The 24,380-nt window shown below is 73.4% G+C and carries 25 protein-coding genes; 13 read left to right on the forward strand and 12 right to left on the reverse strand.

What is annotated here, in order from left to right; genetic code table 11:
* Positions 1–9: 9 nt before the first annotated feature.
* From ACFYXA_RS02055 to ACFYXA_RS02065, 3 genes are read right to left on the reverse strand one after another with little or no spacing between them, the layout of a single operon-like run.
* Positions 10–615, reverse strand: a complete 606-nt coding sequence (locus ACFYXA_RS02055; protein WP_352249381.1) for a histidine phosphatase family protein — start codon at positions 613–615, stop codon at positions 10–12.
* 51 nt (positions 616–666) lie between these two features.
* Positions 667–861 carry a DUF397 domain-containing protein gene (locus ACFYXA_RS02060; RefSeq protein ID WP_352249383.1) on the reverse strand — a complete coding sequence of 65 codons (195 nt, stop codon included), beginning with the start codon at positions 859–861 and terminating at the stop codon, positions 667–669.
* Positions 858–1,709, reverse strand: a complete 852-nt coding sequence (locus tag ACFYXA_RS02065; RefSeq protein ID WP_352249385.1) for a helix-turn-helix transcriptional regulator — start codon at positions 1,707–1,709, stop codon at positions 858–860. Before ACFYXA_RS02065 ends, ACFYXA_RS02060 begins: the two co-directional genes overlap by 4 nt.
* A 156-nt stretch (positions 1,710–1,865) precedes the next feature.
* Between ACFYXA_RS02065 and ACFYXA_RS02070 the strand changes: the two genes are divergently transcribed.
* Positions 1,866–2,312, forward strand: coding sequence for an ATP-binding protein (locus ACFYXA_RS02070; protein ID WP_352249387.1), 447 nt, complete (start codon positions 1,866–1,868; stop codon positions 2,310–2,312).
* 20 nt (positions 2,313–2,332) lie between these two features.
* On the opposite strand, the gene ACFYXA_RS02075 is transcribed toward ACFYXA_RS02070, so the two are convergent.
* The gene (locus ACFYXA_RS02075) at positions 2,333–3,541 is read right to left on the reverse strand and encodes a pyridoxal phosphate-dependent aminotransferase (RefSeq protein ID WP_351092478.1); all 1,209 of its coding nucleotides are present in this window, start codon (positions 3,539–3,541) and stop codon (positions 2,333–2,335) included.
* 81 nt (positions 3,542–3,622) lie between these two features.
* On the opposite strand from ACFYXA_RS02075, the gene ACFYXA_RS02080 reads away from it, so the two are divergent.
* On the forward strand, positions 3,623–4,255 hold the full coding sequence (locus ACFYXA_RS02080; protein WP_352249389.1) for a winged helix-turn-helix transcriptional regulator: 633 nt from the start codon (positions 3,623–3,625) through the stop codon (positions 4,253–4,255).
* Between the two features lie 74 nt (positions 4,256–4,329).
* On the opposite strand, the gene ACFYXA_RS02085 is transcribed toward ACFYXA_RS02080, so the two are convergent.
* From ACFYXA_RS02085 to ACFYXA_RS02095, 3 genes are read right to left on the reverse strand one after another with little or no spacing between them, the layout of a single operon-like run.
* A complete protein-coding gene (locus ACFYXA_RS02085; RefSeq protein ID WP_352249391.1) occupies positions 4,330–5,130 on the reverse strand; it encodes a hypothetical protein in 801 nt (266 codons plus the stop codon).
* Complete coding sequence (locus tag ACFYXA_RS02090) at positions 5,130–6,392, reverse strand: VWA domain-containing protein (protein WP_352249393.1); 1,263 nt, start codon at positions 6,390–6,392, stop codon at positions 5,130–5,132. The genes ACFYXA_RS02085 and ACFYXA_RS02090 overlap by 1 nt, the downstream gene beginning before the upstream one ends.
* A gap of 44 nt (positions 6,393–6,436) precedes the next feature.
* Complete coding sequence (locus ACFYXA_RS02095; RefSeq protein ID WP_389027502.1) at positions 6,437–7,954, reverse strand: IucA/IucC family protein; 1,518 nt, start codon at positions 7,952–7,954, stop codon at positions 6,437–6,439.
* 103 nt (positions 7,955–8,057) lie between these two features.
* Here ACFYXA_RS02095 and ACFYXA_RS02100 point away from each other — a divergent pair, with 103 nt between their 5' ends.
* The 3 genes from ACFYXA_RS02100 to ACFYXA_RS02110 are packed head-to-tail and all read left to right on the forward strand — an operon-like array spanning position 8,058 to position 10,815.
* Positions 8,058–9,584, forward strand: a complete 1,527-nt coding sequence (locus ACFYXA_RS02100) for an IucA/IucC family protein (protein ID WP_389027504.1) — start codon at positions 8,058–8,060, stop codon at positions 9,582–9,584.
* A 35-nt stretch (positions 9,585–9,619) separates the two neighbouring features.
* Positions 9,620–10,534, forward strand: coding sequence for a HipA family kinase (locus ACFYXA_RS02105; protein WP_352249397.1), 915 nt, complete (start codon positions 9,620–9,622; stop codon positions 10,532–10,534).
* Positions 10,531–10,815, forward strand: a complete 285-nt coding sequence (locus ACFYXA_RS02110; RefSeq protein ID WP_130437880.1) for a SelT/SelW/SelH family protein — start codon at positions 10,531–10,533, stop codon at positions 10,813–10,815. The genes ACFYXA_RS02105 and ACFYXA_RS02110 overlap by 4 nt, the downstream gene beginning before the upstream one ends.
* Positions 10,816–10,827: 12 nt before the next feature.
* Here the strand turns inward: ACFYXA_RS02110 and aceB are convergent, their stop codons facing one another.
* Positions 10,828–12,462, reverse strand: a complete 1,635-nt coding sequence (gene aceB / locus ACFYXA_RS02115; protein ID WP_352249399.1) for a malate synthase A — start codon at positions 12,460–12,462, stop codon at positions 10,828–10,830.
* A gap of 123 nt (positions 12,463–12,585) precedes the next feature.
* A complete protein-coding gene (locus ACFYXA_RS02120) occupies positions 12,586–13,185 on the reverse strand; it encodes an NTP transferase domain-containing protein (RefSeq protein WP_389027507.1) in 600 nt (199 codons plus the stop codon).
* Positions 13,186–13,357: 172 nt separating this feature from the next.
* Between ACFYXA_RS02120 and ACFYXA_RS02125 the strand changes: the two genes are divergently transcribed.
* A complete protein-coding gene (locus tag ACFYXA_RS02125) occupies positions 13,358–13,678 on the forward strand; it encodes a DUF5955 family protein (RefSeq protein ID WP_389027509.1) in 321 nt (106 codons plus the stop codon).
* A 124-nt stretch (positions 13,679–13,802) separates the two neighbouring features.
* Here the strand turns inward: ACFYXA_RS02125 and ACFYXA_RS02130 are convergent, their stop codons facing one another.
* Positions 13,803–14,597 carry an IclR family transcriptional regulator gene (locus tag ACFYXA_RS02130; RefSeq protein WP_389027511.1) on the reverse strand — a complete coding sequence of 265 codons (795 nt, stop codon included), beginning with the start codon at positions 14,595–14,597 and terminating at the stop codon, positions 13,803–13,805.
* 283 nt (positions 14,598–14,880) lie between these two features.
* Between ACFYXA_RS02130 and allB the strand changes: the two genes are divergently transcribed.
* Both allB and alc read left to right on the forward strand, forming a co-directional pair.
* Positions 14,881–16,263: an allantoinase AllB gene (gene allB, locus ACFYXA_RS02135; RefSeq protein ID WP_389028996.1), complete on the forward strand. Its 1,383-nt coding sequence runs from the start codon at positions 14,881–14,883 to the stop codon at positions 16,261–16,263.
* A gap of 53 nt (positions 16,264–16,316) precedes the next feature.
* Entirely contained in the window at positions 16,317–17,432 is a 1,116-nt protein-coding gene (alc, locus tag ACFYXA_RS02140; protein ID WP_389027513.1) for an allantoicase, read from the forward strand.
* Positions 17,433–17,546: 114 nt separating this feature from the next.
* Here the strand turns inward: alc and ACFYXA_RS02145 are convergent, their stop codons facing one another.
* Entirely contained in the window at positions 17,547–17,747 is a 201-nt protein-coding gene (locus ACFYXA_RS02145; protein WP_351340070.1) for a hypothetical protein, read from the reverse strand.
* A 222-nt stretch (positions 17,748–17,969) separates the two neighbouring features.
* On the opposite strand from ACFYXA_RS02145, the gene ACFYXA_RS02150 reads away from it, so the two are divergent.
* Together ACFYXA_RS02150 and ACFYXA_RS02155 are read left to right on the forward strand one after the other, a co-directional pair.
* On the forward strand, positions 17,970–19,364 hold the full coding sequence (locus tag ACFYXA_RS02150) for a sensor histidine kinase (protein ID WP_389027516.1): 1,395 nt from the start codon (positions 17,970–17,972) through the stop codon (positions 19,362–19,364).
* Positions 19,365–19,377: 13 nt separating this feature from the next.
* Entirely contained in the window at positions 19,378–20,040 is a 663-nt protein-coding gene (locus ACFYXA_RS02155; protein WP_352249412.1) for a response regulator transcription factor, read from the forward strand.
* 152 nt (positions 20,041–20,192) lie between these two features.
* Here the strand turns inward: ACFYXA_RS02155 and ACFYXA_RS02160 are convergent, their stop codons facing one another.
* Positions 20,193–21,305 carry a Gfo/Idh/MocA family oxidoreductase gene (locus tag ACFYXA_RS02160; RefSeq protein ID WP_389027518.1) on the reverse strand — a complete coding sequence of 371 codons (1,113 nt, stop codon included), beginning with the start codon at positions 21,303–21,305 and terminating at the stop codon, positions 20,193–20,195.
* A gap of 129 nt (positions 21,306–21,434) precedes the next feature.
* On the opposite strand from ACFYXA_RS02160, the gene ACFYXA_RS02165 reads away from it, so the two are divergent.
* From ACFYXA_RS02165 to ACFYXA_RS02175, 3 genes are all read left to right on the forward strand, one after another.
* Positions 21,435–22,172, forward strand: coding sequence for a GntR family transcriptional regulator (locus ACFYXA_RS02165; RefSeq protein ID WP_389028999.1), 738 nt, complete (start codon positions 21,435–21,437; stop codon positions 22,170–22,172).
* 253 nt (positions 22,173–22,425) lie between these two features.
* Positions 22,426–23,577, forward strand: coding sequence for an ROK family glucokinase (locus tag ACFYXA_RS02170; protein ID WP_352249414.1), 1,152 nt, complete (start codon positions 22,426–22,428; stop codon positions 23,575–23,577).
* Complete coding sequence (locus ACFYXA_RS02175) at positions 23,574–24,176, forward strand: sugar kinase (protein ID WP_352249416.1); 603 nt, start codon at positions 23,574–23,576, stop codon at positions 24,174–24,176. The genes ACFYXA_RS02170 and ACFYXA_RS02175 overlap by 4 nt, the downstream gene beginning before the upstream one ends.
* Positions 24,177–24,380 lie beyond the last annotated feature (204 nt).

The following is a 24,380-nucleotide window of genomic DNA, read 5'->3' on the forward strand; positions in this document are numbered from 1 at the left end:
CCGGGCCCGTCAGCCGCCCGGACGCATGTTCCACCCCGCGATCACCGGCCGCCCGTGCTCCGTCCCCAGGCGGCACAGCGTGCCCGTGGCCAGCTGGAACAGCGCGCCCGAGGACGGCGGCAGCCCCAGCCGGCGCGCCGTGAGGACCCGCAGGAAGTGGCCGTGCGCCACCAGCACCACGCACCCCTCGGTGTTCGCGAACGCCGCGTCCACCTTGGCCAGCATCCGGTCGGCCCGCTCCCCGACCTGCTCCGGGCTCTCCCCGGGATGCTCGGGCGGCCCCGGCGCGACCCCGTCCGTGAACAGGAACCAGTCGGGCCGCTCCCGATGGATCTCCACGGTGGTGATGCCCTCGTAGCCGCCGTAGTCCCACTCCCGCAGATCCGCGTCGACCTGCGGCTCGTGCGGGCCGAGCCCGATCAGCTCGGCCGTCTCCCGCGCGCGCTGAGCGGGGCTGACGAACGCGGCACCGATCCGGTGCGACCGGATCAGCGGCGCCAGCCGCCGCGCCTCGTCCCGGCCGTGCTCGGTGAGCGGGACGTCCGTCGATCCGGTGTGCCGGCCGGAACGCGACCACGCGGTCTCTCCGTGCCGGACGAGAAAAAGATCACCCATGCGACACAGGCTCGCACAGCGCGCCCGGCGACGCCGACGCCGCGTGCCGTGTCAGCGGTCGGCGGCGTACGTGACGAAGGCGGCCCACTGCGTGGGGGCGAAGGCGAGTTGGGGGCCTGTTGTGGTCTTCGAGTCCCGTATGTGGATGGTGCTGGGGGTGAAGGCGACCTCGACGCATTCGGGGCCGTCGTTGCTGCTGTAGCTGCTCTTGATCCAGTTCAGCGGAGCTGAGGGCGTGAGCGTCATGTTTCCTCTCCCAGGACTTTCTCGATGAAGGCCAGTGACTCCCGGGGGGTGAGAGCCTGCGCGCGGATCATTCCATAGCGCATCTCCAGGATCTGGACCTCCCTGGGGCCGCTGATCAAGTGGCTGTGCAGCTGGGCCTCGGAGTGCCCTACCGTCTTGCCCTCACTGAGTTTCAGCAGTTGCAGCGAGCCGGCCATGCCTGCGTGGTCCTCACGGTCCGTGGGCATCACCTGGATCTCGACGTGCCTCAGTGCGCTGACCTCCAACAGGTGTTCGAGCTGCTGGCGCAACACCATTTTGCCCCCGAGGGGCCGACGCAGTGTCACCTCTTCCTGGACGAAACTGAGCAGTGGCGCGGGTACACGGTCGAAGACGGACTTGCGGGCCATGCGCGCGGCGACGTGACGGCTGATCTCGTCCTCGGTGTACGTCGGTCGGCGCATGGCGTACAGGGCTTCCGCGTACTGCGGGGTCTGCAACAGGCCGTGGATGTGGTGGCTGGCGTAGGCCCCCAGGTCGACCGCCTGCGCCTCCAGCTTGGCCAGATCCCGCACCTTCTTCGGGTACCGGGCCTCCTCCACGTCCTTGCGCAGCCCGGCGATCAGCCCACCCGCCGACAGCGCCTCGTCCGCCGCCTCCAGGAACTGCGGCTTGGGTGCCCGTCGTCCCCGCTCCACCGAGGACACCTGTTCCTCGCTGTACCCGATGGCCGCCCCCAACTCGGCCTGCGTCCAGCCCCTCCGCTCCCGGAACATCTTGATCACCTTGCCGACGGTCCGCAGCACCGCCGTCGACTCCTCGTCGTCGGCGTGCGGTTCCTCGACGTGCCCCTGTCCCGTCGCGCCCACCCCGGACACCTCCTCGTGCCGTTCGATCCCAACTCCCCACCGGCCCCATGCGTCACGCGTCGCCGCCCGGACAGACCCGGACGGCGACCGGACAGTGACGCTGCGTACCGCTGATGTTCCTGTTCAGAGTAGAGTCGATCGACCACGCTGAGTGACATGAACTTGGAGATTGCCCAGCCGGCCCCCACCACGCGTCAGTCCACGGTCCGGCTCTCCGCCACCCCCAGGGGTGCCCGCCTCGCCCGGCGCCTGACGGCCGAACAACTCGACACCTGGGGCTGGCCCTACGCGACGGACGCGAACGGCACCGCCGCGCTCCTCGTCGCCGAACTCGCGGCGAACGCCGTACGGCACGGCAGGGAGCGGGGCCGTGACTTCCGGCTCCGCCTGACGCTCTACCCGCAGGACGCCACCCTTCGCATCGAGGTGACGGACCCCCGCCCGGGCCGCCGCCCACCCACGCCCGGGACCCTCCGGCCGCCCGCCGCGGACGCCGAGTCCGGCCGGGGCCTGCTCCTGGTCGAGGCGTTGTCGAGCCACTGGGGGGCGACTTGGGGCGACGGCTTCAGCAAGACGGTGTGGTGCGAGCTCGCGCTCGGCTGAAGGCTCGACGCCCAGCGGTCCTACTGCCGGTATCCGCCGAGGAACCGCCCGATCCTCCCGATCGCCGCCTCCAGGTCCTCCGCGTGGGGCAGCGTCAGGATGCGGAAGTGGTCGGGGGAGGGCCAGTTGAAGCCGGTTCCCTGGACCACCTGGATCTTCTCGCGCAGCAGGAGGTCCAGGACGAACTTCTCGTCGTCGTGGATCCGGTGCACCGCTGGGTCGAGGCGCGGGAAGGCGTACAGCGCGCCCTTGGGCTTGACGCAGGAGACGCCCGGGATCTCGTTGAGCTTTTCGAAGACCACGTCCCGCTGTTCGCGCAGCCGGCCGCCGGGTGCGGTCAGTTCGCTGATGGACTGCCGGCCGCCCAGCGCGGCCTGGATGGCGTACTGAGCAGGCGCGTTGGCGCACAGGCGCATGGAGGCCAGCATGGTCAGGCCCTCCAGGTAGTCCTTGGCGTGCTGCCGGGGGCCGGTGACCACCAGCCAGCCCGAGCGGAAGCCCGCCACCCGGTACGTCTTCGACAGTCCGCAGAAGGTGAGGACGACCAGGTCGGGGGCGAGCGCGGCGGCCGAGTGGTGGACGGCGTCGTCGTAGAGGATCTGGTCGTAGATTTCGTCGGCGAACACCATCAGGCCGTGGCGGCGGGCCAGGTCGAGGATGCCCTCGATGATCTCCTTGGGGTAGACCGCCCCGGTCGGGTTGTTCGGGTTGATGATCACGACGGCCTTGGTGCGATCGGTGATCTTCGACGCCATGTCGTCCAGGTCCGGGTACCACTCCGACTGCTCGTCGCAGAGGTAGTGGACCGCCTTGCCGCCGGCGAGGGTCGTCACCGCCGTCCACAGCGGGAAGTCGGGGGCCGGGATGAGGATCTCGTCGCCGTCCTCCACCAGCGCCTGCACGGCCATGGAGACCAGCTCGGAGACGCCGTTGCCGAGGAAGACGTCGTCGACGTCGACCTCGAGGCCCCGGCTCTGGTAGCGCTGGGCCACCGCCCGGCGGGCGGACAGGACGCCGCGCGAGTCCGTGTATCCGTGGGCCTGGGGAAGCATCCGGATCATGTCCTGGATGATCTCCTCCGGCGCCTCGAAGCCGAACAGCGCGGGGTTGCCCGTGTTCAGGCGCAGCACGCTGTGGCCGGCCTCCTCCAGTGCGTTGGCGTGCTCGATCACCGGGCCGCGGATCTCGTAACAGACCTCGCTGAGCTTGTTCGACTGCCGGAACTCCATGCGTCCCTCCGGTATCTGGGGTTGCTTGGTTTTACCAAGTCACCGCTTGGAAAGTCCAACGACATGTCTAGACTGCCTCGCATGTCTCGTCGCCGAAGCTACGACCAGTACTGTTCCGCCGCCCGCGCGCTCGACGTAGTCGGCGACCGCTGGACCCTGCTGATCGTCCGGGAGCTGCTCGCCGGCCCGCGCCGCTACACCGACCTGCACGCCGACCTGCCCGGCGTCAGCACGGACGTCCTTGCCTCCCGGCTGCGGGACATGGAGCGGGACGGCCTCGCCACCCGCCGCAGGCTGCCCCCGCCCGGAGCGGCCTACGTGTACGAACTCACCGTGCGCGGGAGCGAGTTGCTGCCAGTCCTGCAGGCGCTCGGGGCGTGGGGGCAGGGGGAACTCGGGGAGCGGCAGCCCACCGACGCCGTACGCGCCCACTGGTTCGCGCTGCCGTTGCTGCGCGCGCTGGAGAGCGAGGGCGACGGGGTCGTCGAAGTGGTGCTGGAAGAAGGGGAGTTCCATCTTCTGGTGGGTGCTCGGGAAGCGCCCGTCTACGGCGAAGGTCCCGCACCCGGCGAGCCCGACGCCCGTCTCACCCTGGACGCCGCCACTGCGGAGGCCCTCGCGCGTGGGAAGTTGACGCTGCCCGACGCGGTGCGGTCCGGGCGCGTCGGCGTGAGCGGTGACGGCCCGCCGGCCAAGGCGCTGCGTGAGGCGTGAGGCATGAGAGAAGGCCTGCCACGTGTGCGTGACAGGCCTTCTGAGGGTCGTTCAGGCGCTCGCGAGCCCGTCGGCTACGCCTGCGGCGGCACCCCGGACGGGCGTCCCGTGCCCCGGGTCAGCGCGTAACCGCCGATGCCGGCCAGCGCGGCCAGCATGCCGCCGATCGCCGTCCACACCCAGCGGTCCGACCACCAGCCCGACGACCAGCCGTCGTCCGGCTCGATGCTCGACAGCACCGCCGAGGACGAATCGTCCTTCTCAGCGTCCCGCTTGACCGCGACGCCCGGCACCAGCGGCTCGGCGAGGCTGCCGTCCACCGCCGCCGCACCGCCCATGTCCTTGGAGTCCACCCGCAGTTCGGTGGAGACCGGCAGTCCGAGGTCGGCCGTCTTCAGCCCGACGGCGGTCAGACGGACGTAGTACGTGCCCGGCAGCGGGTCGTTCGCCCACGGCTCGGACCAGGCGCGCACCGTGCGCAGGACGCAGGCCAGTTCGACCGAGGCGGCGCCCGCGGCGGCGGTGCGCGTCTGGGCGCCGTACTGGCAGGCCTGGCGGCGGCGCAGACCGTCGTACACGTCGATCTGCCAGGTCTGGCCGGTGTGGCCCTCGGGGAGCTTCACCGTCGCCTTCACGGTGGGCCGTTGGCCGGCGTCGGCCGGGAACGACCAGTACAGGTAGTCGCCCGTGGACGCGCTCGCGGTCGCCTTCTGGCCCTGGTCGACCTCCGTGGCGGTGCGGAACGACGTGCCCGCCCGGGTGGGCGCCGCGCTGTCGGGGGAGGGGCTCGCCGAGGGCGTCGAGTCGGCCGCGGCGGGCGCCGCCGCCAGACCGAGCGCCAGCAGGGTCGCGCTCACCACGCGTGTGATCCGCATCAGTTGGTCCTCCAGATCGCGACACGCCAGCGTGACAGCCAGCCCCACAGCACGCCCGCGACGAAGCCGGCCAGCACCAGCGCGCCGAGCAGCCACCAGCCGCGGCCCAGACCGAACGAGGCCACGTCGCTCGCCGGGGACGGGCTGTCCACCACGTCCACCGTCAGCTCCAGCGGCATGCCGGGCGTGGTCTTCACCCCGGCCGCCGGGGAGAAGGAGTTGGTCACCTGGAGGCACACCGTCTCGGCCGGCGCGTCCTCCTCGTCGCTCTCCGCCTTCGGGTAGCGCAGACCGGCCGAGACGACGTCGGTACGGCCGTTGCCCGCGGCCTCACCCCGTACGATCTCCCGGCCGTGCACGGTGACCGCCCGCAGCAGCACCCCGTAGGAGGGGTTCACGGCCCGGTCGGCCGCCACGCTGACCGAGGCCCGCAGCTCCTTGCCCGGCTCGACGTCGACCCGGTACCAGCGCTGCCGGCCGAACTCCTCGCGGTCGGTGAACAGGCCCGACTTCAGCGCCGGCGCGGCGGTGCAGGACTCCGCGCCGCCGACGGCGACCGGCGTCACCACGGGGTCGGCCGCCCGGTCCACCAACTGGTTGACCTTGTCGGCGAGTTCCTCGGTGTGCTCCACCGAGGTGTAGGTGCCGCCGGTGGCCTCGGCGATGCAGCTGAGCTGCTGGCGCATCTTGACGTTGGGGACCAGGCCGAGGGTGTCGATGGTCAGTCCGATGCCCTTGGCGGCGATCTCCCGGGCCACCACGCACGGGTCGAGCGGCGCGCAGGTGTCCTCGCCGTCACTGATCAGCACGATCCGCTTGGAGCCGGTACCGCCGTCGAGGTCCCCGGCCGCCTTCAGCAGCGCCGGGCCGATCGGGGTCCAGCCGGTGGGCGTGAGCGTCGCCACCGCCGTCTTCGCCTCGGTCCGGTCCAGCGGGCCGACCGGGTAGAGCTGCGCGGTGTCCTTGCAGCCCGTCTGCCGGTCGTCGCCGGGGTAGTTGGCGCCGAGGGTGCGGATGCCGAGCCGTACGCCCTCCGGAGTGGCGTCGAGCACCTCGTTGAACGCCTGCTTGGCCGCGGCCATCCGGGTCCCGCCGTCGATGTCCTTGGCCCGCATGGAGCCGCTGACGTCGAGGACCAGGTCGACCTTCGGGGCGTTGGCTGTGGTCTCGTCGGCGACCGCCCCGGACGGGAACGCGATCCCGACCGCGAGCGTGGCGAGCAGTGCCGCCACGCCCGCCGCCAGCCGTTGTGTTCTGATCATCGGCGGATCCTATTGATCGGAGGCGCTCCGCCACAAAAACGGCCTCAGATGCCCTGCGGCCGCAGCGGGTTGGGCAGTACGGTCCACTGGTCGCCCGCGACCTCGGGGGACAGCCGCATCAGTGTCAACGCCTTGACCGGCAGCGGCTGTTCGCACAGCGCGTCGAGATCGGGCGTGCGCGGCAGCTCCCGGACGGCCGCCGCCAGCGCCGCCCGCAGCGTCTCCCCGTCGCCCGCCGTCCCCGCCAGCGCGCCCCCGACGAGGGAGCCGAACAGCTTGCGGCGCAGCGCCCGTACGTCGTCCGTGCGGATCCGCTCCGGCAGCTCGGGCAGCGGCACACCGTGCCGGGCCAGCCGGGCCGGGCTGACCCGGATGTCGGCGAGGTCGCGGTAGACCAGCCGCAGCGGGGCGCCCGACGCCGACAGCACCACCAGCAGGTTCTGCCCGTGCGCCTCCAGTGCCACGCCCAGCTCCAGCAGCCGCAACCCGACGGCCAGACACAGCCGCGCCAACTCCGCCAACCAGCCCGGTCGTGAGGGAAGTTCGGTGGTGGCGAGCGCCGCGACCGGCGTCACATGCTCGCCCGGCCCCGCGTAAGCCGCCGGCGACTCGCGCAAAAGGGCCGCCAGATCGGGGGAGCCGGCGGTGACCGCGCCCCACGTCCGTGTCATGTGCAGCAGACCGTCCGTGCGCGCCGCCAGCGTCTCCGCGAACGCCGACAGCACCGCGGCGGAGGCGACCGAGCCGACCGAGATGTCCCGCACCGACGACGTCAGCCGGGCGCTGAGCGCCGTCTTCACATGCGGGCCGCCCGGCACCGCGAGCGTGCGCAACGACATCAACGGGTGTGCGGCAGGACCCGGCAGGCCGGACCGCTTGAGGACGTGCGCCGCCTGCCACGGATGCACCGGGATCAACACGTCCCGCCCGTACCGCAGTTCGCCCGGCCAGTCACCCGTGACCAGACACTCCGCGGCCGGCGCCGGCAGCAATGTCAGCCGTACCGGCGGGGGGCGGTGCTCGGGGCCGTACGCGAGCTGTTCCGCCACCGAGAAACCCGGCCGGGAACGGCAGTTGGGGTGGTACGGATGCCCGTCGACGACACGCTGCTCCCACTCCCAGTCGTGCGCGGGCCATCCGCCCGGACCGGCTCCGCCGCTCGCCGCCGCCGCCCGCGAGAGAGCCAACGACGCCACACTGTCGCCGAGTTCGGCCGCAAAGCCGTCGCCGTGCGGCACGGCGAGCTCCGTCGTCAGCCGCGCGGGATCGTCGTACGCCACCCCGTCGAGCCGTACCTCCGTCACGCTGCCGGTCGTCGCGTACGGATCCGCGGGCGGGCCGTCCAGACGGCGGCCGTCCGCAAGGCGCAGCGCCAGACCCTCCCGGCCCGCCTCACGCCGCTCGATCCAGGGCAGCGGCTCATGGGCCAGCGCCCGCCACAGCCGCGTCAGCACGGCCGCGCGGGCCCCCGGCAGCTCGGCGGCGAACCGGGGCCCGAGCGCGGGGCGCACCCCGGCGAGCTCGGCGGCCACCTCGGCCTCGGCGGTGGGGGGACGGTGCACGGGCGGACTCCTCGGGTACGGGTACGGCGTCACGGACGGCTCGTGACGACCGCGATACTGATCGTCCCCGCCCGAGAAGAACCGTAGGGAACGAGTACAACCCGTGGACCTCATCCCCCCGACCGCCAAGGCCCCGGCGTCCGCCGACCGGGCCGGACGGGACGGCCTCGCCGCCCGCGCCGAAGCCTGCGCGGGCGCGCCCCTGCTGAACTGCCTGCTGCGGGAGGTCGGGGAACCGCTGTCCGAACGCGACGGACGCCGTGTGCACCGGCTGCCGTCCGGCCGGGTCCTGCGGGTGCGCGGCGCCCGGCGCCCCACCGAACCGGAGGTGTACACCGCCGGCGCCTGGCACCGCCTCGACCACGGCGCGCTCGTCTCCCTGGCCGGCGAGGAACTGCGCCGGCACACCGGGCTCGCCAACCACGAGCTGCCCGCCGAGATGCTCGACAGCCGGCAGGCGGTGGCCGCCCTGCTCGCCGCACGCGCGGGCGCCACCCCGCCCGACGACCCCTACCTGCGCTCCGAGCAGTCCCTCCTCACCGGCCACCCCCACCACCCCGCCCCCAAGGCGCGCGGCGGCGGCCCCGCGAGCGCCTGGCTGCCGTACGCCCCCGAGGCCCACGCCCGCTTCCCGCTGGTCCTGCTCGGGCTGCGCGAGGACACGGTCGTCGAGGAGGGCGACACCGCAGCGCTCGACGCCCTCGGCGAGGCCCCGCCCGGCTACCGGCTGCTGCCCGCCCACCCCTGGCAGCTCGACCTGGCGCGCCGCGCCCTCGCCCCCGCGTTCGCCGACGGCCGGCTGGTCCGCCTCGGCGTCACCGCCTTCGACGCCTGGCCCACCGCCGCGATCCGCACCCTGTACGCGCCCGGGCCCGACCTGTTCCTGAAGTTCAGCCTCGACGTGCGGATCACCAACGACATCCGCCGGCTCTGGCGCCACGACCTGCTCCGGCTCCGCCGCACCGACGCGGCCGTCACGCGCGCGTTCACGGCGGCCGGCGGCCCGGCGGCCTGGCTGAGCGACCGGGGCTACCGCACCGCCGACTTCGCCTTCGAGGAACTCGCCGTGCTGGTCCGCGACGGCCTGCGCGGCCACCTGCTGCCCGGCGCGACCCCGCTGCTCGCCGCCGGTCTCGTCGAGGGATTCGCGGGCAGCCCCCCGCACCGCGCGGCCGACCCGGCGGCCTGGTGGGAGGCGTACCTGGCCGCCGTCGTCCCGCCGGTGCTCGGCGCCTTCGCCGACCACGGCGTCGTCCTGGAGGCGCATCTTCAGAACACCCTGGTCGCCGTCGACGCCGGCGGGACGCCGGTGCAGGCCCTGTTCCGCGACGCGGAGGGCGTGAAGCTGCTGCCGGACGTCGCGCGGGCCGCCGGCTGGGAACGGCTCGTGTACTGCCTGGTCGTCAACCACCTCACCGAGGTCGCCGCCGCCCTCGCCGAGCACCGGCCCGGACTGGACCCCTGGCCCGCCGCCCGCCGTGAGCTCGCCGGCCATGACCTCCCCGAGGTCCGCGCCCTGCTCGCCGCGCCCACCCTGCCCGGCAAGACGAACCTGCTGCTGCGCTGGACCGGCGCGGACGGCGCCGACGCCCGCTACCTGCCCCTGCCCAACCCCCTGGCCGACGCGTGATCCGGGCCCGTACGACCTGAACTAGGCTGACCGGTGTGCTGCGCCACGTGACTGCCGTTCGATATGTGGAACCGCTGAGGTCCGGCGGTTCCGTCCCCGCCGTCGTCGAGGCCGACGACCTCGGCGCTTATGTCGTGAAATTCACCGGTTCGGCGCAGGGCCGCAAGGCGCTGGTCGCCGAGATCGTCGTGGGTGAACTGGCGCGCGCCCTGGGGCTGCGCTTCCCCGAACTGGTCACGGTCGGCTTCGACCCGGCGATCGCGGACAGCGAGCCGCACCAGGAGGTGCGGGACCTGCACGCCGCCAGCGCCGGACTCAACCTCGGCATGGACTGCCTGCCCGGCGCGCGCGACTTCACCCCCGAGGTCGCGAAGACCTTCCCCGTGGACCCGCTGGAGGCGGGCCGGATCGTCTGGCTCGACGCCCTCACCGTCAACGTCGACCGCACCGTGCACAGTTCGAATCTGATGGTGTGGCCCACGTCCGGGACGGTACCGCCGAGGCTGTGGCTGATCGACCACGGAGCCGCACTCGTCTTCCACCACCGGTGGGACGGCGCCGACCCCGCGAAGGTCTACGACTTCCGCCACCACGCCCTCGGCCGTTACGCGCCCGACGTGCGCGCCGCCGACGCGGAACTCGCGCCCCGGGTGACCGGGGAACTGCTCCGGGAGATCCTCGCCGAGGTCCCCGACGCCTGGCTCGCGGACGACCCGGCGTTCGCCACGGCCGACGACGCCCGCACGGCGTACGTGGACCACCTCCACGCGCGCGTGAAGGCCTCGGCGGCCTGGCTGCCCACGGACTTCCCCACCCGGGAGGAACTCGCCGCCGAGGAGGCCCTGCGGGCGGCGAGGACGCAGCAGGGACGGCCGGACTGGCTCAAGCGGGTCCCCGACCTGCACGGCAAGCCGGCCGCGGAACAGGATTGGTCGGTGCACCTGGGATGAGCGACGTCCAGCGAGTGGAGATCGAGTACTGCACCCGGTGCCGCTGGCTGCCCCGCGCCGCCTGGCTCGCGCAGGAGCTGCTGACGACCTTCGAGACGGAGCTCACCGAGCTGGCCCTGCGGCCCGGCACCGGCGGCGTCTTCGTCGTCCGGGTGAACGACGAAGTGGTGTGGGACCGCCGTGAGCAGGGCTTCCCCGAGCCCACGGCGGTCAAGCGCCTCGTACGCGACCGGGTGGCCCCGGGCAAGCCCCTGGGCCACTCGGACCAGCCCGCGCCCTGAGGCGCGCGGCGCTCAGCCTTCGAGCCGCTCGTACGCGGGCAGGGTCAGGAAGTCCGCGTAGTCCTCGTCCAGGGCGACCTGGAGCAGCAGGTCGTGGGCCCGCTGCCAGTGCCCCGACGCGAACGCCTCCTCGCCGATCTCCGCGCGGACGGCCGCCAGTTCCTCGGCGGCGACCCGGCGGGCCAGCTCGGGGGTGGCCCGCACGGTCCGCCCCTCGTGCGTGAACTCCACGCCCGCGTTGATCCACTGCCAGATCTGCGAGCGGGAGATCTCCGCGGTGGCCGCGTCCTCCATCAGGTTGAAGATGGCCACCGCACCGAGTCCGCGCAGCCACGCCTCGATGTAGCGGATGCCGACCTGCACCGCGTTGACCAGGCCCTCGTACGTGGGCCTCGCGTCCAGCGAGCCGATCGCGATCAGGTCGGCGGCCCGGACGTCGACGTCCTCGCGCAGCCGGTCCTTCTGGTGCGGCCGGTCGCCGAGGACCTTGTCGAAGGACTCCATGGCGATCGGGACGAGGTCGGGGTGGGCGACCCAGGAGCCGTCGAACCCGTCGCCGGCCTCACGGTCCTTGTCGGCGCGGACCTTCTCGAAGGCGACCCTGTTCACCTCGGCGTCCCGCCGGGACGGGATGAACGCCGCCATGCCGCCGATCGCGTGCGCGCCCCGCTTGTGGCAGGTGCGGACGAGGAGTTCGGTGTAGGCCCGCATGAACGGGGCGGTCATCGTCACGGCGTTGCGGTCCGGCAGGACGAACTCGGGCCCGGCGTCACGGAAGTTCTTGATGACGGAGAACAGGTAGTCCCAGCGGCCCGCGTTCAACCCGGAGGCGTGCTCGCGGAGTTCGTAGAGGATCTCCTCCATCTCGTACGCCGCCGTGATCGTCTCGATCAGGACCGTGGCGCGCACCGTGCCCCGGGGGATGCCGAGGTGGTCCTGCGCGAAGACGAACACGTCGTTCCACAGCCGTGCTTCGAGGTGCGACTCGGTCTTGGGGAGATAGAAGTACGGTCCCTTGCCGAGGTCGAGCAGGCGCCGGGCGTTGTGGAAGAAGTACAGGCCGAAGTCGACGAGCGCGCCGGGCACCCGCACGCCCTCGGCGTCGACGAGGTGACGCTCGTCCAGATGCCAGCCGCGCGGGCGCATGACGACGGTGGCGAGCTCGTCGTCGGGGCGCAGCGCGTACGCCTTGCCGGAGACGGGGTCGGTGAAGTCGATGTTCCGGGTGTAGGCGTCGATGAGGTTGAGCTGGCCGAGGACCACGTTCTCCCAGGTCGGCGCGGAGGCGTCCTCGAAGTCCGCGAGCCACACCCGGGCACCGGAGTTGAGGGCGTTGACCGTCATCCTGCGGTCGGCGGGGCCGGTGATCTCGACCCGGCGGTCCTCCAGCGCGGCGGGGCAGGGGGCCACCTTCCAGGAGTCGTCGGCGCGGATCGCGGCGGTCCCCGGGAGGAAGTCGAGCGTGCCGGTGCGGGCGATCTCGGCGCGGCGCTCGGCCCGGCGGGCGAGGAGTTCGTTCCGGCGCGGGGTGAAGCGGCGGTGCAGTTCGGCCACGAAGGCGAGGGCCGCCTCGGTGAGGACCTCCTCCTGCCGCGGCAGGGGCTCGGCGTCGACTACGGCCTGCGGGGACGGCGCGGGGGCTGCCATGAGCGGTCACTTCCTTCGGCGGGGCGGGTCGGCGCACACGACTTGATCTGCGTCAGTGGATAGTAGTTTCCTCATCGTGGAAGTTCAATGCCGCGCTGTGTCCGCGCGCCGGTCCCGCCGAGGTCACTCCAGCCGCCACAGGTCGGCCTCGGTGTCGATGTCGTACGGCTGCGCCACGTCCCCGCACTCCACCAGCGTCAGCTCGTCGCCGTGCGCGTTCAGGTAGGCGCGGGCGCCCCGGTCACCGGTCGCGCCGGCGGCGACGCCCGCCCAGTGCCGGGACCCGAGCAGCACCGGGTGGCCGCGCCGGCCGTCGTAGGAGGCGGCCGCGAGCACGTCCCCGGACGGGCGGGCGGCGAGCACCCGGGCCATCGCCTCCGCGCCGACCCCGGGCTGGTCGACCAGGCACACCAGCGTGGCCCGGGCGCCGGTCCCGGCCAGCGACTCCAGCCCGAGGCGCAACGAGCCGCCCATTCCCCGCTCCCACCCCGGGTTGTCGACGAGCACGCACCCTTCGAGCCGCGCCTTCTCCCGTACGGCGTCGGCGGCGGCCCCGAGGACCACGTGGACGCGCCTGCAGCCCGCCGTACGCAGCGCCCGGACCGCGTGCTCGACGAGCGGACGCCCCCGGTGCGTCAGCAGCGCCTTGGGCCGCCCGCCGAGGCGACGCCCCCCGCCCGCGGCGAGCAGCAGTCCGGCGACCTGGTCGTGGGTGTGCGGCATGCCTTCTGCATACCTGACGCGCAGGCGTCCACACGGTTTCGGCGGGCTGAATTTCGGTCCTCACGGTGGCGCGGCCGGTGCCGGGTGGCGTTTACTGACGTCCCCCGGCGTCCGGCCACCGCCACGGGATGCTCGCGGGGCACGACGGAGGCGCGCACGAGGGGGGAACGCTGTGTTGCGGAGCTTGGGGCAGAGGCCGGTGACCGGCAGTGACGAAGATCCCAGGGTGGCGGGACTGCGGACCGCCGTGTCCCGGCTGCGCCGCCAACTCGCCGCCCTTCCGGCCGAGTTCCCGGACCGTGCCATCGCCGAGGACGAACTCGCCGCCCTCGCCGCGATGACCGTCCACGGCGTGCCCGATGTCCCGCGGCTACGCCGGTCGTTGCTGCTGGTCGCCGGGGCGCTCGGCTCGATGAGCGCGCTGTCCGGCGCGCTTTTGGAGGTGCGCCGGGCGGTGGACCTGTTCGGCGAGCCGTCGCGGGGGCGGGGGTAGCGCAGCCGGGGGACGCCGTGGGCGGGGGTGGCGTACCGGGTGGGACGCTCTGGGCGGGGTGGCGTACCCGGTAGGACGCCGTGGGGACGGGGACAGCGTGCCCCGGTGGGACGCGGCGGGCCGGCTACGCGTCGTTCCGCGTGGCGAGCGCCTCGGACAGCGCTCCGGCGACCTGCTGCAGCACCGGCACGATCCGCTCCGTGGCCGTCTCCGTGACCCGGCCCGCCGGGCCCGAGATGGAGATGGCCGCCGGGGTGGGGGAGTCGGGCACCGGCACCGCGAGGCAGCGGACGCCGATCTCCTGCTCGTTGTCGTCGATCGCGTAACCGGACCGCCGGACCTCCGCCAGCGCCGCCAGGAAGCCGTCCGGGGTGGTGATGGTCTTCTCCGTCGCGGCGGGCATGCCCGTGCGGGCCAGCAGGGCGCGCACCTGGTCGTCCCCGAAGTCCGCGAGGAGCGCCTTGCCGACGCCCGTGGAGTGCGGCAGGACCCGGCGGCCGACCTCGGTGAACATCCGCATCGAGTGCTTCGACGGCACCTGCGCCACATACACGACCTCGTCCCCGTCGAGCAGCGCCATGTTCGCCGTCTCCCCGGTCTCGTCGACAAGACGGGCGAGGTAGGGGCGGGCCCAGGTGCCGAGCAGCCGGGACGCGGACTCGCCGAGGCGGATCAGGCGCGGGCCGAGGGCGTACCGGCGGTTGTGCTGCTGGCGGACGTATCCGCAGACCACCAGGGTGCGCATCAGACGGTGGATGGTGGGCAGCGGCAGCCCGCTGCTCGCCGACAGCTCGCTGAGCCCGACCTCGCCGCCCGCGTCCGCCATCCGCTCCAACAGGTCGAAGGCGCGCTCGAGGGACTGGACTCCTCCGCCGGCGGACTTGGTGGAGTCGGTGTCGCTGGCGCTGGAGGTCGGCACGGGCGCGTTCCTTTCGGGGCTGGCGGGAAGATCTGAAGCGTACCCGGCGGCCGGTCGCGCCCTGGCTCGCTCGCGATCGCCGTCTGTCACCTGGAATTCTGATTTCACTTCACGGAAACGTCCAGGGTGGCGACGGTGGGGCATGGTGGAGAACGAGGGAGAGGAGAGCCGAGGGGTGTGCCCTTGACGGTGCCCGGCCGGAAGTGAACACTCCTTCAACAGAACGTTGAAACCGGTGGTGCGACAGCGGCAGAGAGGGGCCCGAGTGTCCGACGCCGAGCTGATGCCGTCCGATGCCGAACCGGCGCCCTCCGAGGCCGGACCGGCGCTCGCCGACGCGGATCTGGTGCTGCGCTCGACGCGGGTCGTCACCCCGGAGGGCATGCGCGCCGCCTCCGTCGCGGTGGCCGTCGGCGTCATCACGGCCGTCCTGCCGCATGACGCGAGGCCGCCCGCGGGCGCCCGCCTGGAGGACCTCGGCGACGACGTCCTGCTGCCCGGCCTCGTCGACACCCACGTGCACGTCAACGACCCGGGCCGCACCGAGTGGGAGGGCTTCTGGACCGCCACGCGCGCCGCGGCGGCCGGCGGCATCACCACCCTCGTCGACATGCCCCTCAACTCCCTCCCGCCCACCACGACGGTCGGCCATCTCCGCATGAAACAGCGGACCGCCGCGGACAAGGCACACGTCGACGTCGGCTTCTGGGGCGGCGCCCTGCCCGGCAACGTCGAGGACCTGCGCCCGCTGCACGACGCCGGGGTCTTCGGCTTCAAGGCATTCCTCTCGCCCTCGGGCGTCGAGGAGTTCCCCCACCTCGGCCGGGACGCGCTGGCCCGGTCGATGGCGGAGATCGCCGGCTTCGGCGGCCTGCTCATCGTGCACGCCGAGGACCCGCACCGCCTCGACGCCGCCCCGCAGCGCGGCGGCCCCCGGTACGCCGACTTCCTCGCCTCCCGGCCACGCCAGGCCGAGGACAACGCGATCGCCGGGCTCGTCGCCGAGGCGGAACGGCTCCACGCGCGCGTGCACGTCCTGCATCTGTCGTCGAGCGACGCCCTGCCCCTGATCGCCGCCGCGAAGGCCGACGGCGTCCGCCTCACCGTGGAGACCTGCCCGCACTACCTGACCCTCACCGCCGAGGAAGTCCCCGACGGCGCGAGCGAGTTCAAGTGCTGCCCGCCCATCCGCGAGGCCGCCAACCAGGATCTGCTGTGGAAGGCGCTGGCGGACGGCACCGTCGACTGCGTGGTCACCGACCACTCCCCGTCCACGGCCGACCTGAAGACGGGCGACTTCGCCACCGCGTGGGGCGGCATCTCCGGACTCCAGCTGAGCCTGCCGGCGGTGTGGACCGAGGCGCGACGGCGCGGCCACGGCCTGGAGGACGTCGTCCGCTGGATGTCCACGCGCACCGCAGCGCTCGTCGGCCTGGACCGCAAGGGCGCCATCGAGGCGGGCCGCGACGCCGACTTCGCCGTCCTCGCCCCCGACGAGACCTTCACCGTCGACCCGGCGGCCCTCCAGCACCGCAACCGCGTCACGGCGTACGCCGGCAGGACCCTGCACGGCGTCGTCAAGTCCACCTGGCTGCGCGGCGAACGCATCCTCGCCGACGGCGAGTTCACCGCGCCGAAGGGCCGGCTCCTCACGCGGGCCCCCTGACCCGGGCCCGTCCCCGCACCCGCATCCCACGGCCGACAGTCGAAAGGCACCCCGTGACGGCGATACCGAGTTTCACCGGCGACGCGAACCCCTACGGCGGCGGCGACCCGTACGCGGACTACCGCACCGCCGACTTCCCCTTCACCCGGCACGCCGACCTCGCCGCCCGGGAGCTCGGCGCCTCGGTCATCGCCGCCAACGACGAGTTCTTCGCCGACCGGGAGAACCTGCTGCTGCCCGGGCCCGCCGTGTTCGACCCGGAACGCTTCGGCCACAAGGGCAAGATCATGGACGGCTGGGAGACCCGCCGCCGGCGCGGGGCCTCGGCCGAGCACCCGTGGCCCACGGCGGCCGACCACGACTGGGCGCTGGTCCGGCTCGGCGCGCCCGGCGTCGTCCGGGGCATCGTCGTGGACACGGCCCACTTCCGCGGCAACCATCCGCAGGCGGTGTCCGTCGAGGGCACGTCGATGCCCGGCTCCCCGTCCCCGCGGGAACTGCTCGCGGACGACGTGAAGTGGACGACGCTCGTCCCCCGCACCCCCGTGGGCGGCCACGCGGCGAACGGGTTCGAGGTGGCCGCGGAGCAGTGCTTCACCCATCTCCGGGTCAACCAGCACCCCGACGGCGGCATCGCCCGCCTGCGCGTCCACGGCGAGGTCGTCCCCGACGCCGCCTGGCTCACCGCCCTCGGCGCGTTCGACGTGGTCGCGCTGGAGAACGGCGGCCAGGTCGAGGACGCCTCCGACCGCTTCTACTCACCGGCCGGCAACACCATCCGGCCGGGCCGCTCCCGCAAGATGGACGACGGCTGGGAGACCCGCCGCCGCCGCGACCACGGCCACGACTGGATCCGCTACCGGCTGGCCGCCCAGGCCCACATCCGCGCCCTGGAGATCGACACGGCGTACCTGAAGGGCAACAGCGCCGGCTGGGCGGCGGTCTCCGTCAGGGACGGTGAGGACGGCGACTGGCGGGAGATCCTCCCGCGCACCCGCCTCCAGCCCGACACCGACCACCGCTTCGTCCTGCCGGCCCCGGCGGTCGGAACGCACGCGCGCGTGGACGTCTATCCCGACGGCGGCATCTCCCGACTGCGCCTGTTCGGCTCCCTGACCACCGAGGGCGCGGCGAGACTGGCGGCCCGCTGCCAGGAACTGGGCGGCTGAACCGCGGCGGCGCCCGCTCCCCAGGGCGACGGGCGGCGGTGCGCGGGGACCGGCCGTGAGCGCGGCCCCCGTGGTCGCGGCCCGGTGCTTGCGGTGCACGCCCGTCGACGGGTGTCACCGCGGCTTCTGGGCCTCCGCCATGGCGAACAGGGCGAAGGAGAGCACCAGCAGCGCGACGCTCGCGTAGACCTCGTAGCCGTCGAGGAAGCCCAGCCGCTGCACCAGCCCCCAGTGCAGGTCGGTGAACTCGTGCACCAGGCCGGCTATGCCCTGCACCAGGGCGACGAATCCGATTACCTCCAGGAGCTGCCTCATACCCTCACCCTGGCCCCGCCGGTCCCGCGGGCGCATCGGCCGGTGGGCGGTGCGCCTGCGACGGAAGTCGCCGCCGGCGGCAGGCCCCCACGCCGAAAGCATGCGCCCTGTCATCCTTCGGTCGTAGTGTCCGCCGCCCTCTGTCGCGCATCGGCTCGCTTTGGTCGCCGATCCCTCCGGACGGGCGGTGGTGGTGCCGCCGGCTGCGTAGATTCGACGACCATGAGGGGTGACGACCAGTCCGCGCCGACCGCGCCGGCCTTCCGGGGCCGCCGATGGCTGCTGCCGTCCGCGGTGGCCGCCGAGCTGGAGACGGAGAACACGGAGAACTGGGACAAGAGGGGCGCGGGCGGTGAGCCGGCTGAGCGGACCGGCTGGTCCGGTCGGGACGGCCGGTCCAGGGCCCGGCCGCGCCGTACCGTGCGCGACTGGGTGGTCGACTTCACCTGCTTCCTCGTCGCGGTCGGCATCGGCCTGCTCGTGGCGGACACGCTCCCCGGCGAAACCGGCCTTCCGCACTCCGTCCTCGTCGCCGACCAGCTCCTGGGAGCACTCGCCTGTGCCGCGACCTGGCTGCGCCGCCGCTGGCCCGTCGCTCTCGCGCTCGGGGCGATCCCGGTCGGCTTCCTGTCGACCACCTCGGGCGGCGCCGCCGCGATCGCCCTCTTCACCCTCGCCGTCCACCGGCCCTTCCGGCACGTGGCCTGGATCGGCGGCGGCCATCTCGCCCTGATCCCGGTGGTCTTGTGGGCCCGCCCGGACCCGGATCTGGCCTACGGCCCGGCCGTGGTGTGGACCCTGCTGTTCAGCGTCACGATCATCGGCTGGGGCATGTTCGTGCGCTCCAAGCGACAGCTCATGCTGAGCCTGCGCGACCGGGCCCGGCGCGCCGAGACCGAGGCGCGGCTTCGCGCCGAGCAGGCGCAGCGGCTGGCCCGCGAGGCCATCGCCCGCGAGATGCACGACGTGCTCGCCCACCGGCTGACCCTGCTCAGCGTGCACGCGGGCGCGTTGGAGTTCCGGCCGGACGCGCCCCGCGAGGAGATCGTCAGAGCCGCCGGCGTGATCCGTGAGAGCGCGCACGAGGCCCTCCAGGACCTGCGGGAGATCATCGGCGTGCTGCGGGCCGACGCGCCCGACGACACCGGCCGCCCCCAGCCGACGCTGGCGGCCCTGGACGCGCTGGTCGCGGAGTCCCGCGAGGCGGGCATGAAGGTCACCCTGGAACAACGCGTCACCGACCCCGGCGCGGTCCCCGCCTCCGTCGGCCGCACCGCGTACCGGATCACCCAGGAGTGCCTCACCAACGCCCGCAAGCACGCCCCCGGCACGGAGGCCGAGGTCACCGTCGCGGGCGCCCCCGGCGAGGGCCTCGCCGTCACCGTCCGCAACCCCGCCCCCGACGGCGAGGTGCCCCCCGTCCCCGGCTCCGGCCAGGGGCTGATCGGCCTCGCCGAACGAGCCACCCTCACCGGCGGCCGCCTGGAACACGGACCGCGCGGCGACGGCGGCTTCGAGGTGCGCGCATGGCTGCCCTGGCCGGCGACGGAGCAGCAGCCCGCCCACGCGCGCGTGGGTGCGCCCTCCGGAGGGTCAACTCGCCTGCCGCAGGCATGATTACGTACGCACCATGACTGCGATCAAAGTCCTCCTCGTAGACGACGACCCCCTGGTGCGCGCCGGGCTGTCCTTCATGATGGGCGGGGCCGACGACATAGAGATCGTCGGGGAGGCCGGCGACGGGGGCGAGGTCGAGGCGCTCGTCGACCGCACCCGTCCGCACGTGGTCCTCATGGACATCCGCATGCCGTCCGTGGACGGTCTGACCGCCACCGAGCGGCTGCGCTCCCGCGAAGACGCCCCCCAGGTCGTCGTCCTGACCACCTTCCACGCCGACGAGCAGGTCCTGCGCGCCCTGCGCGCGGGTGCCGCCGGTTTCGTCCTCAAGGACACCCCGCCCGCCGAGATCCTCGACGCCGTACGCCGGGTCGCGGCCGGCGACCCCGTGCTGTCGCCCACGGTCACCCGCCAGCTGATGGACCACGCGGCCGACGCCGCCGCCGACACCCGGCGCTCCCGCGCGCGTGAGCGCGTCGCGGCCCTCGGGGAACGCGAACGCGAGGTGGCCGTCGCCGTCGGGCGCGGTCAGTCGAACGCCGAGATCGCCGCAGGCCTGTTCATGAGCGTCGCCACCGTCAAGACGCACGTCTCCCGCATCCTGGCCAAACTCGACCTCAACAACCGGGTGCAGATCGCGCTGCTCGCGCACGACGCGGGACTGCTGGACGACTGAGGCCGCATTCCCACAGGGCCTCCGCGCGGGGTCATCCGTAGGTGTGAGCCGGCGGGCCGCCGTACGTCTCCGGGCCGCCGTGCCAGGCCCCGGTCAGGCCGGGCGTCTCGTACGCCCAGGGGGCCGCGTAGGCGTCGTGCACGCCAGGAACCTCATCCGCCCCGGGAGCGGCCCGCGGCCGTAATCCCGTGCCTTCGCCAGGGGCGTGCCGGTGGTGCGTCCTCCGGCTCCCGTGGGGCGGCGGGGCCGCCCTGTGCCGGGCCCGCCCCCGGGATCTCGGTGAGCGACACCGCTCTTCGCTCGCGGCGGGACACCTCGCACGCCTCGGCGACACGGAGTGCCTGGAGCGCCTCCCGGCCGTCGCATGGGTTGGGGCGCACACCCCGCAGGACGTCCACGAACGCCGTCAGCTCGGCCTCGTAGGCGGGGCCGAAGCGCTCCAGGAAGCCGGTCCACGGCTTGTCCGCCGCCGGAGGGCCGGTCGGCTCGGTGGAGGCGATCGGCGTGCGGTCGTCCAGGCCCACGACGATCTGGTCGAGCTCGCCGGCCAGCTCCATGCGCACGTCGTAGCCCGCCCCGTTCATGCGGGTCGCCGTCGCCGTGGCGAGGGTGCCGTCGTCCAGGGTGAGGATCGCGGCGGCCGTGTCCACGTCACCGGCGGCGCGGAACATCGCGGGGCCGGCGTCGGACCCGGTGGCGTACACGTCGGTCACCTCGCGCCCGGTCACCCAGCGCAGCACGTCGAAGTCGTGGATCAGCGCGTCCCGGAACAGCCCTCCGGACAGCGGCAGCCAGGCGGGCGGGGGCGGCGACTGGTCCGACGTCACCGCGCGCACGGTGTGCAGCCGCCCGAGCCGTCCCGAGCGCACGGCGTCCCGCGCCCCCGTGTACCCCGCGTCGAAGCGGCGCTGGAAGCCCATCTGCAGGACGGTCCCGGCGGCCTCCACCTCGGCGATCGCCGCCGCGGTGCCCGCCAGGTCCAGGGCGATGGGCTTCTCGCAGAAGACCGGCAGCCCCGAGCGGGCGGCCCGGCCGATCAGCTCGGCGTGCGCGGAGGTCGCCGTCGTGATGACCACGGCGTCCACGCCCCACCGGAAGATCTCGTCCACGCCCGGCGCGGCCGTCTCGCCCAGCCGGTACGCCAGCTCCTGGGCCCGCGCGGGCTCCGCGTCCGTCAGGATGAGGGATCCGACCTCCCGGTGACGGCTGAGCGTCCTCGCATGAATGGTGCCGATGCGGCCCGTCCCGATGACCCCGATGCGCATGTGTTCAAGGTGACGTCGGAGTCGGCGCCCTGTCAATGCGTATGTCCGGACAACCGAACTACACTACTTCCCGTCAACCGGCCGCGGAGCTACGCTCGGCCCGTGCCGAAACCTGAAGTGGACCCGACCGTGCAGCTCGAACTCCGAGTGGACCGCAGCTCTCCGGTGCCCTTGTACTTCCAGCTGTCGCAGCAGCTCGAAGCCGCCATCGAGCACGGATCGCTCACTCCCGGCAGCCTGCTCGGCAACGAGATCGAGCTCGCCGCCCGGCTCGGTCTGTCCCGGCCCACCGTGCGGCAGGCGATCCAGTCCCTCGTGGACAAGGGCCTGCTGGTGCGCCGGCGGGGCGTCGGCACCCAGGTCGTGCACAGCCAGGTCAAACGCCCACTGGAGCTGAGCAGCCTCTACGACGACCTGGAGGCGGCCGGGCAGCGCCCCGCGACCACGGTCCTCGTCAACACCGTCGTCCCCGCGTCCGCCGAGGTGGCGGCCGCGCTCGGCGTCCCGGAGGGCGGCGACGTCCAGCGGGTGGAGCGGCTGCGGCTGGCGCACGGGGAGCCGATGGCGTACCTGTGCAACCATCTGCCCGCCGGCCTGCTCGACCCGGACACGCGGCAGCTGGAGGCCACGGGCCTGTACCGGCTGATGCGGGCCGCCGGGATCACCCTGCACAGCGCCCGCCAGTCCATCGGCGCCCGCGCCGCCACCTCCGCCGAGGCCGAGCGGCTCGCCGAGGCGGAGGGCGCCCCGCTGCTCACCATGCAGCGCACGACCTTCGACGACACCGGCCGCGCGGTCGAGTTCGGCGACCACATCTACCGGCCGAGCCGCTACGCCTTCGAGTTCCAGCTGCTCGTACGGCCCTGAGCGCCGCCGTGCCGCGGGCCGCGCGGCGATGCCGCCGGGCTGCCGACGCCCGGTGCGGGCACTCGTTCACCGATGCCGCCCGGTGATATTGTCCTGACAAAGTCGGGTGCGATTCCCGTCACGGTCCGAAAGCCGGCCCCGGCCGCGTGAGGGGGCGCGACGAGCCACGACGCCCGTGCGCCCGGCGCACTCCGCGCGCCCCTTCGGTCCCCAGCACGGCACCCGCCCCGTGGGTGAGGCAGAATCGGGGCCGATGAGCACCTACGGCACCTTCACCGCCCCCATCGGCTCCCGTCGCGCCCCCGCCCTGCGCACCGTGGGCACCCGCGAGCGCCGCTCACACCTGACCGCGCCCCGTGTGCCCACCGTGGGCATCGACATCGGCGGCACCAAGGTCATGGCGGGCGTCGTGGACGCCGACGGCAACATCCTGGAGAAGGTCCGCACGGAGACCCCGGACAAGTCCAAGAGCCCGAAGGTCGTCGAGGACACGATCGCCGAGCTGGTCCTGGACCTGTCCGACCGGCACGACGTGCACGCCGTCGGCATCGGCGCGGCCGGCTGGGTCGACGCCGACCGCAACCGCGTCCTGTTCGCGCCCCACCTGTCCTGGCGCAACGAGCCGCTGCGGGACCGCCTCTCCGGCCGGCTGTCGGTCCCCGTCCTCGTCGACAACGACGCCAACACCGCCGCCTGGGCCGAGTGGCGCTTCGGCGCGGGGCGCGGCGAGGACCACCTCGTCATGATCACGCTGGGCACCGGCATCGGCGGCGCGATCCTGGAGGACGGCCAGGTCAAGCGCGGCAAGTACGGCGTCGCCGGCGAGTTCGGCCATATGCAGGTCGTCCCCGGCGGCCACCGCTGCCCGTGCGGCAACCGCGGCTGCTGGGAGCAGTACAGCTCGGGCAACGCGCTGGTCAGGGAGGCCCGCGAGCTGGCCGCGGCGGACTCCCCGGTGGCGTACGGGATCATCGAGCACGTCAAGGGCAGCATCGGCGACATCACCGGCCCGATGATCACCGAGCTGGCCCGCGAGGGCGACGCGATGTGCATCGAGCTGCTCCAGGACATCGGCCAATGGCTCGGCGTCGGCATCGCCAACCTCGCCGCCGCCCTCGACCCGTCCTGCTTCGTGATCGGCGGGGGCGTCTCGGCCGCCGACGACCTCCTGATCGGCCCCGCGCGCGACGCCTTCAAACGGCACCTCACCGGCCGCGGCTACCGCCCCGAGGCCCGGATCGTGCGCGCCCAGCTCGGCCCCGAGGCCGGCATGGTCGGCGCGGCCGACCTCGCCCGGCTGGTCGCCCGCCGCTTCCGCCGCGCCAAGCGCCGCCGGGTGGAGCGGTACGAGCGCATCGAGCGGTTCGCTGAGGCGGCCCGCAGGGCGACCCGGGACACCGCATGACGGCCTCCCTGCCCCACCAGGCCCCGCCGGCCGACGAGCCCGCCCCGTCCTCCCGCCCGCCGGAGCCCAGGGGGCACATGATCCGGCGCAGGGCGCTCACCCTGCTGATCATCGTGCTCCTCATCGGAGTCCCGGCCGGCTACCTGGTGATCTCCGCGAACCAGAGCCGCGACAGCGGCAAGGACAAGGAGGCCAAGTACTCGGCCACCGGCCTGACCAAGGGCTGGCCGTCCGGCATCCAGCTCCGCCTCTACCAGGTGCCGGTGCCGGACCCCTCGAACAACGTCGCGTACTACGAGACGAACAACTGGAAGACCAGCCGCCTCTACGTGCAGTTCCAGACCACGCAGGCAGGTCTGGACACCTTCCTGAAGGACCTGGGCGTGAACCGGTCCGTCCTGGCGAAGGGCGACATCACGATCAGCGAGCGGGACCAGGGCGTCAGCGGCTGGAAGTTCTCCGGGCCGGGCTCCCGCCCCGGGAACTACTTCGGCTTCGTCCACGAGCAGGAGAACCCGCGGCCCACCCTGGACGTCGTGGTCAACACCGGGAACCCCGACTACCCCCTGGTGTACGTCGTCTCCCGCACGGTTCCCTAGCGACCGCGCCCGCACCGTCCCGCCCCGCTCCCGGGCCGTCCCGACGGCTGCCGGAGCCGATTGTCAGACCCCGCCCGTAGAGTCGAAGACGACTGATCGACGACCGGGTCCGCACACGGGCGGGAGGTGAACAGGCGGGATGAACGACATGGCCACGACGGGGGCGACCTCGGTGACAGGGGCCGCGGCGGAGGCGACCTCGAC

It is taken from the genome of Streptomyces sp. NPDC002566 (assembly GCF_042889585.1).
In the GTDB taxonomy this organism is placed as follows: Bacteria; Actinomycetota; Actinomycetes; order Streptomycetales; family Streptomycetaceae; genus Streptomyces.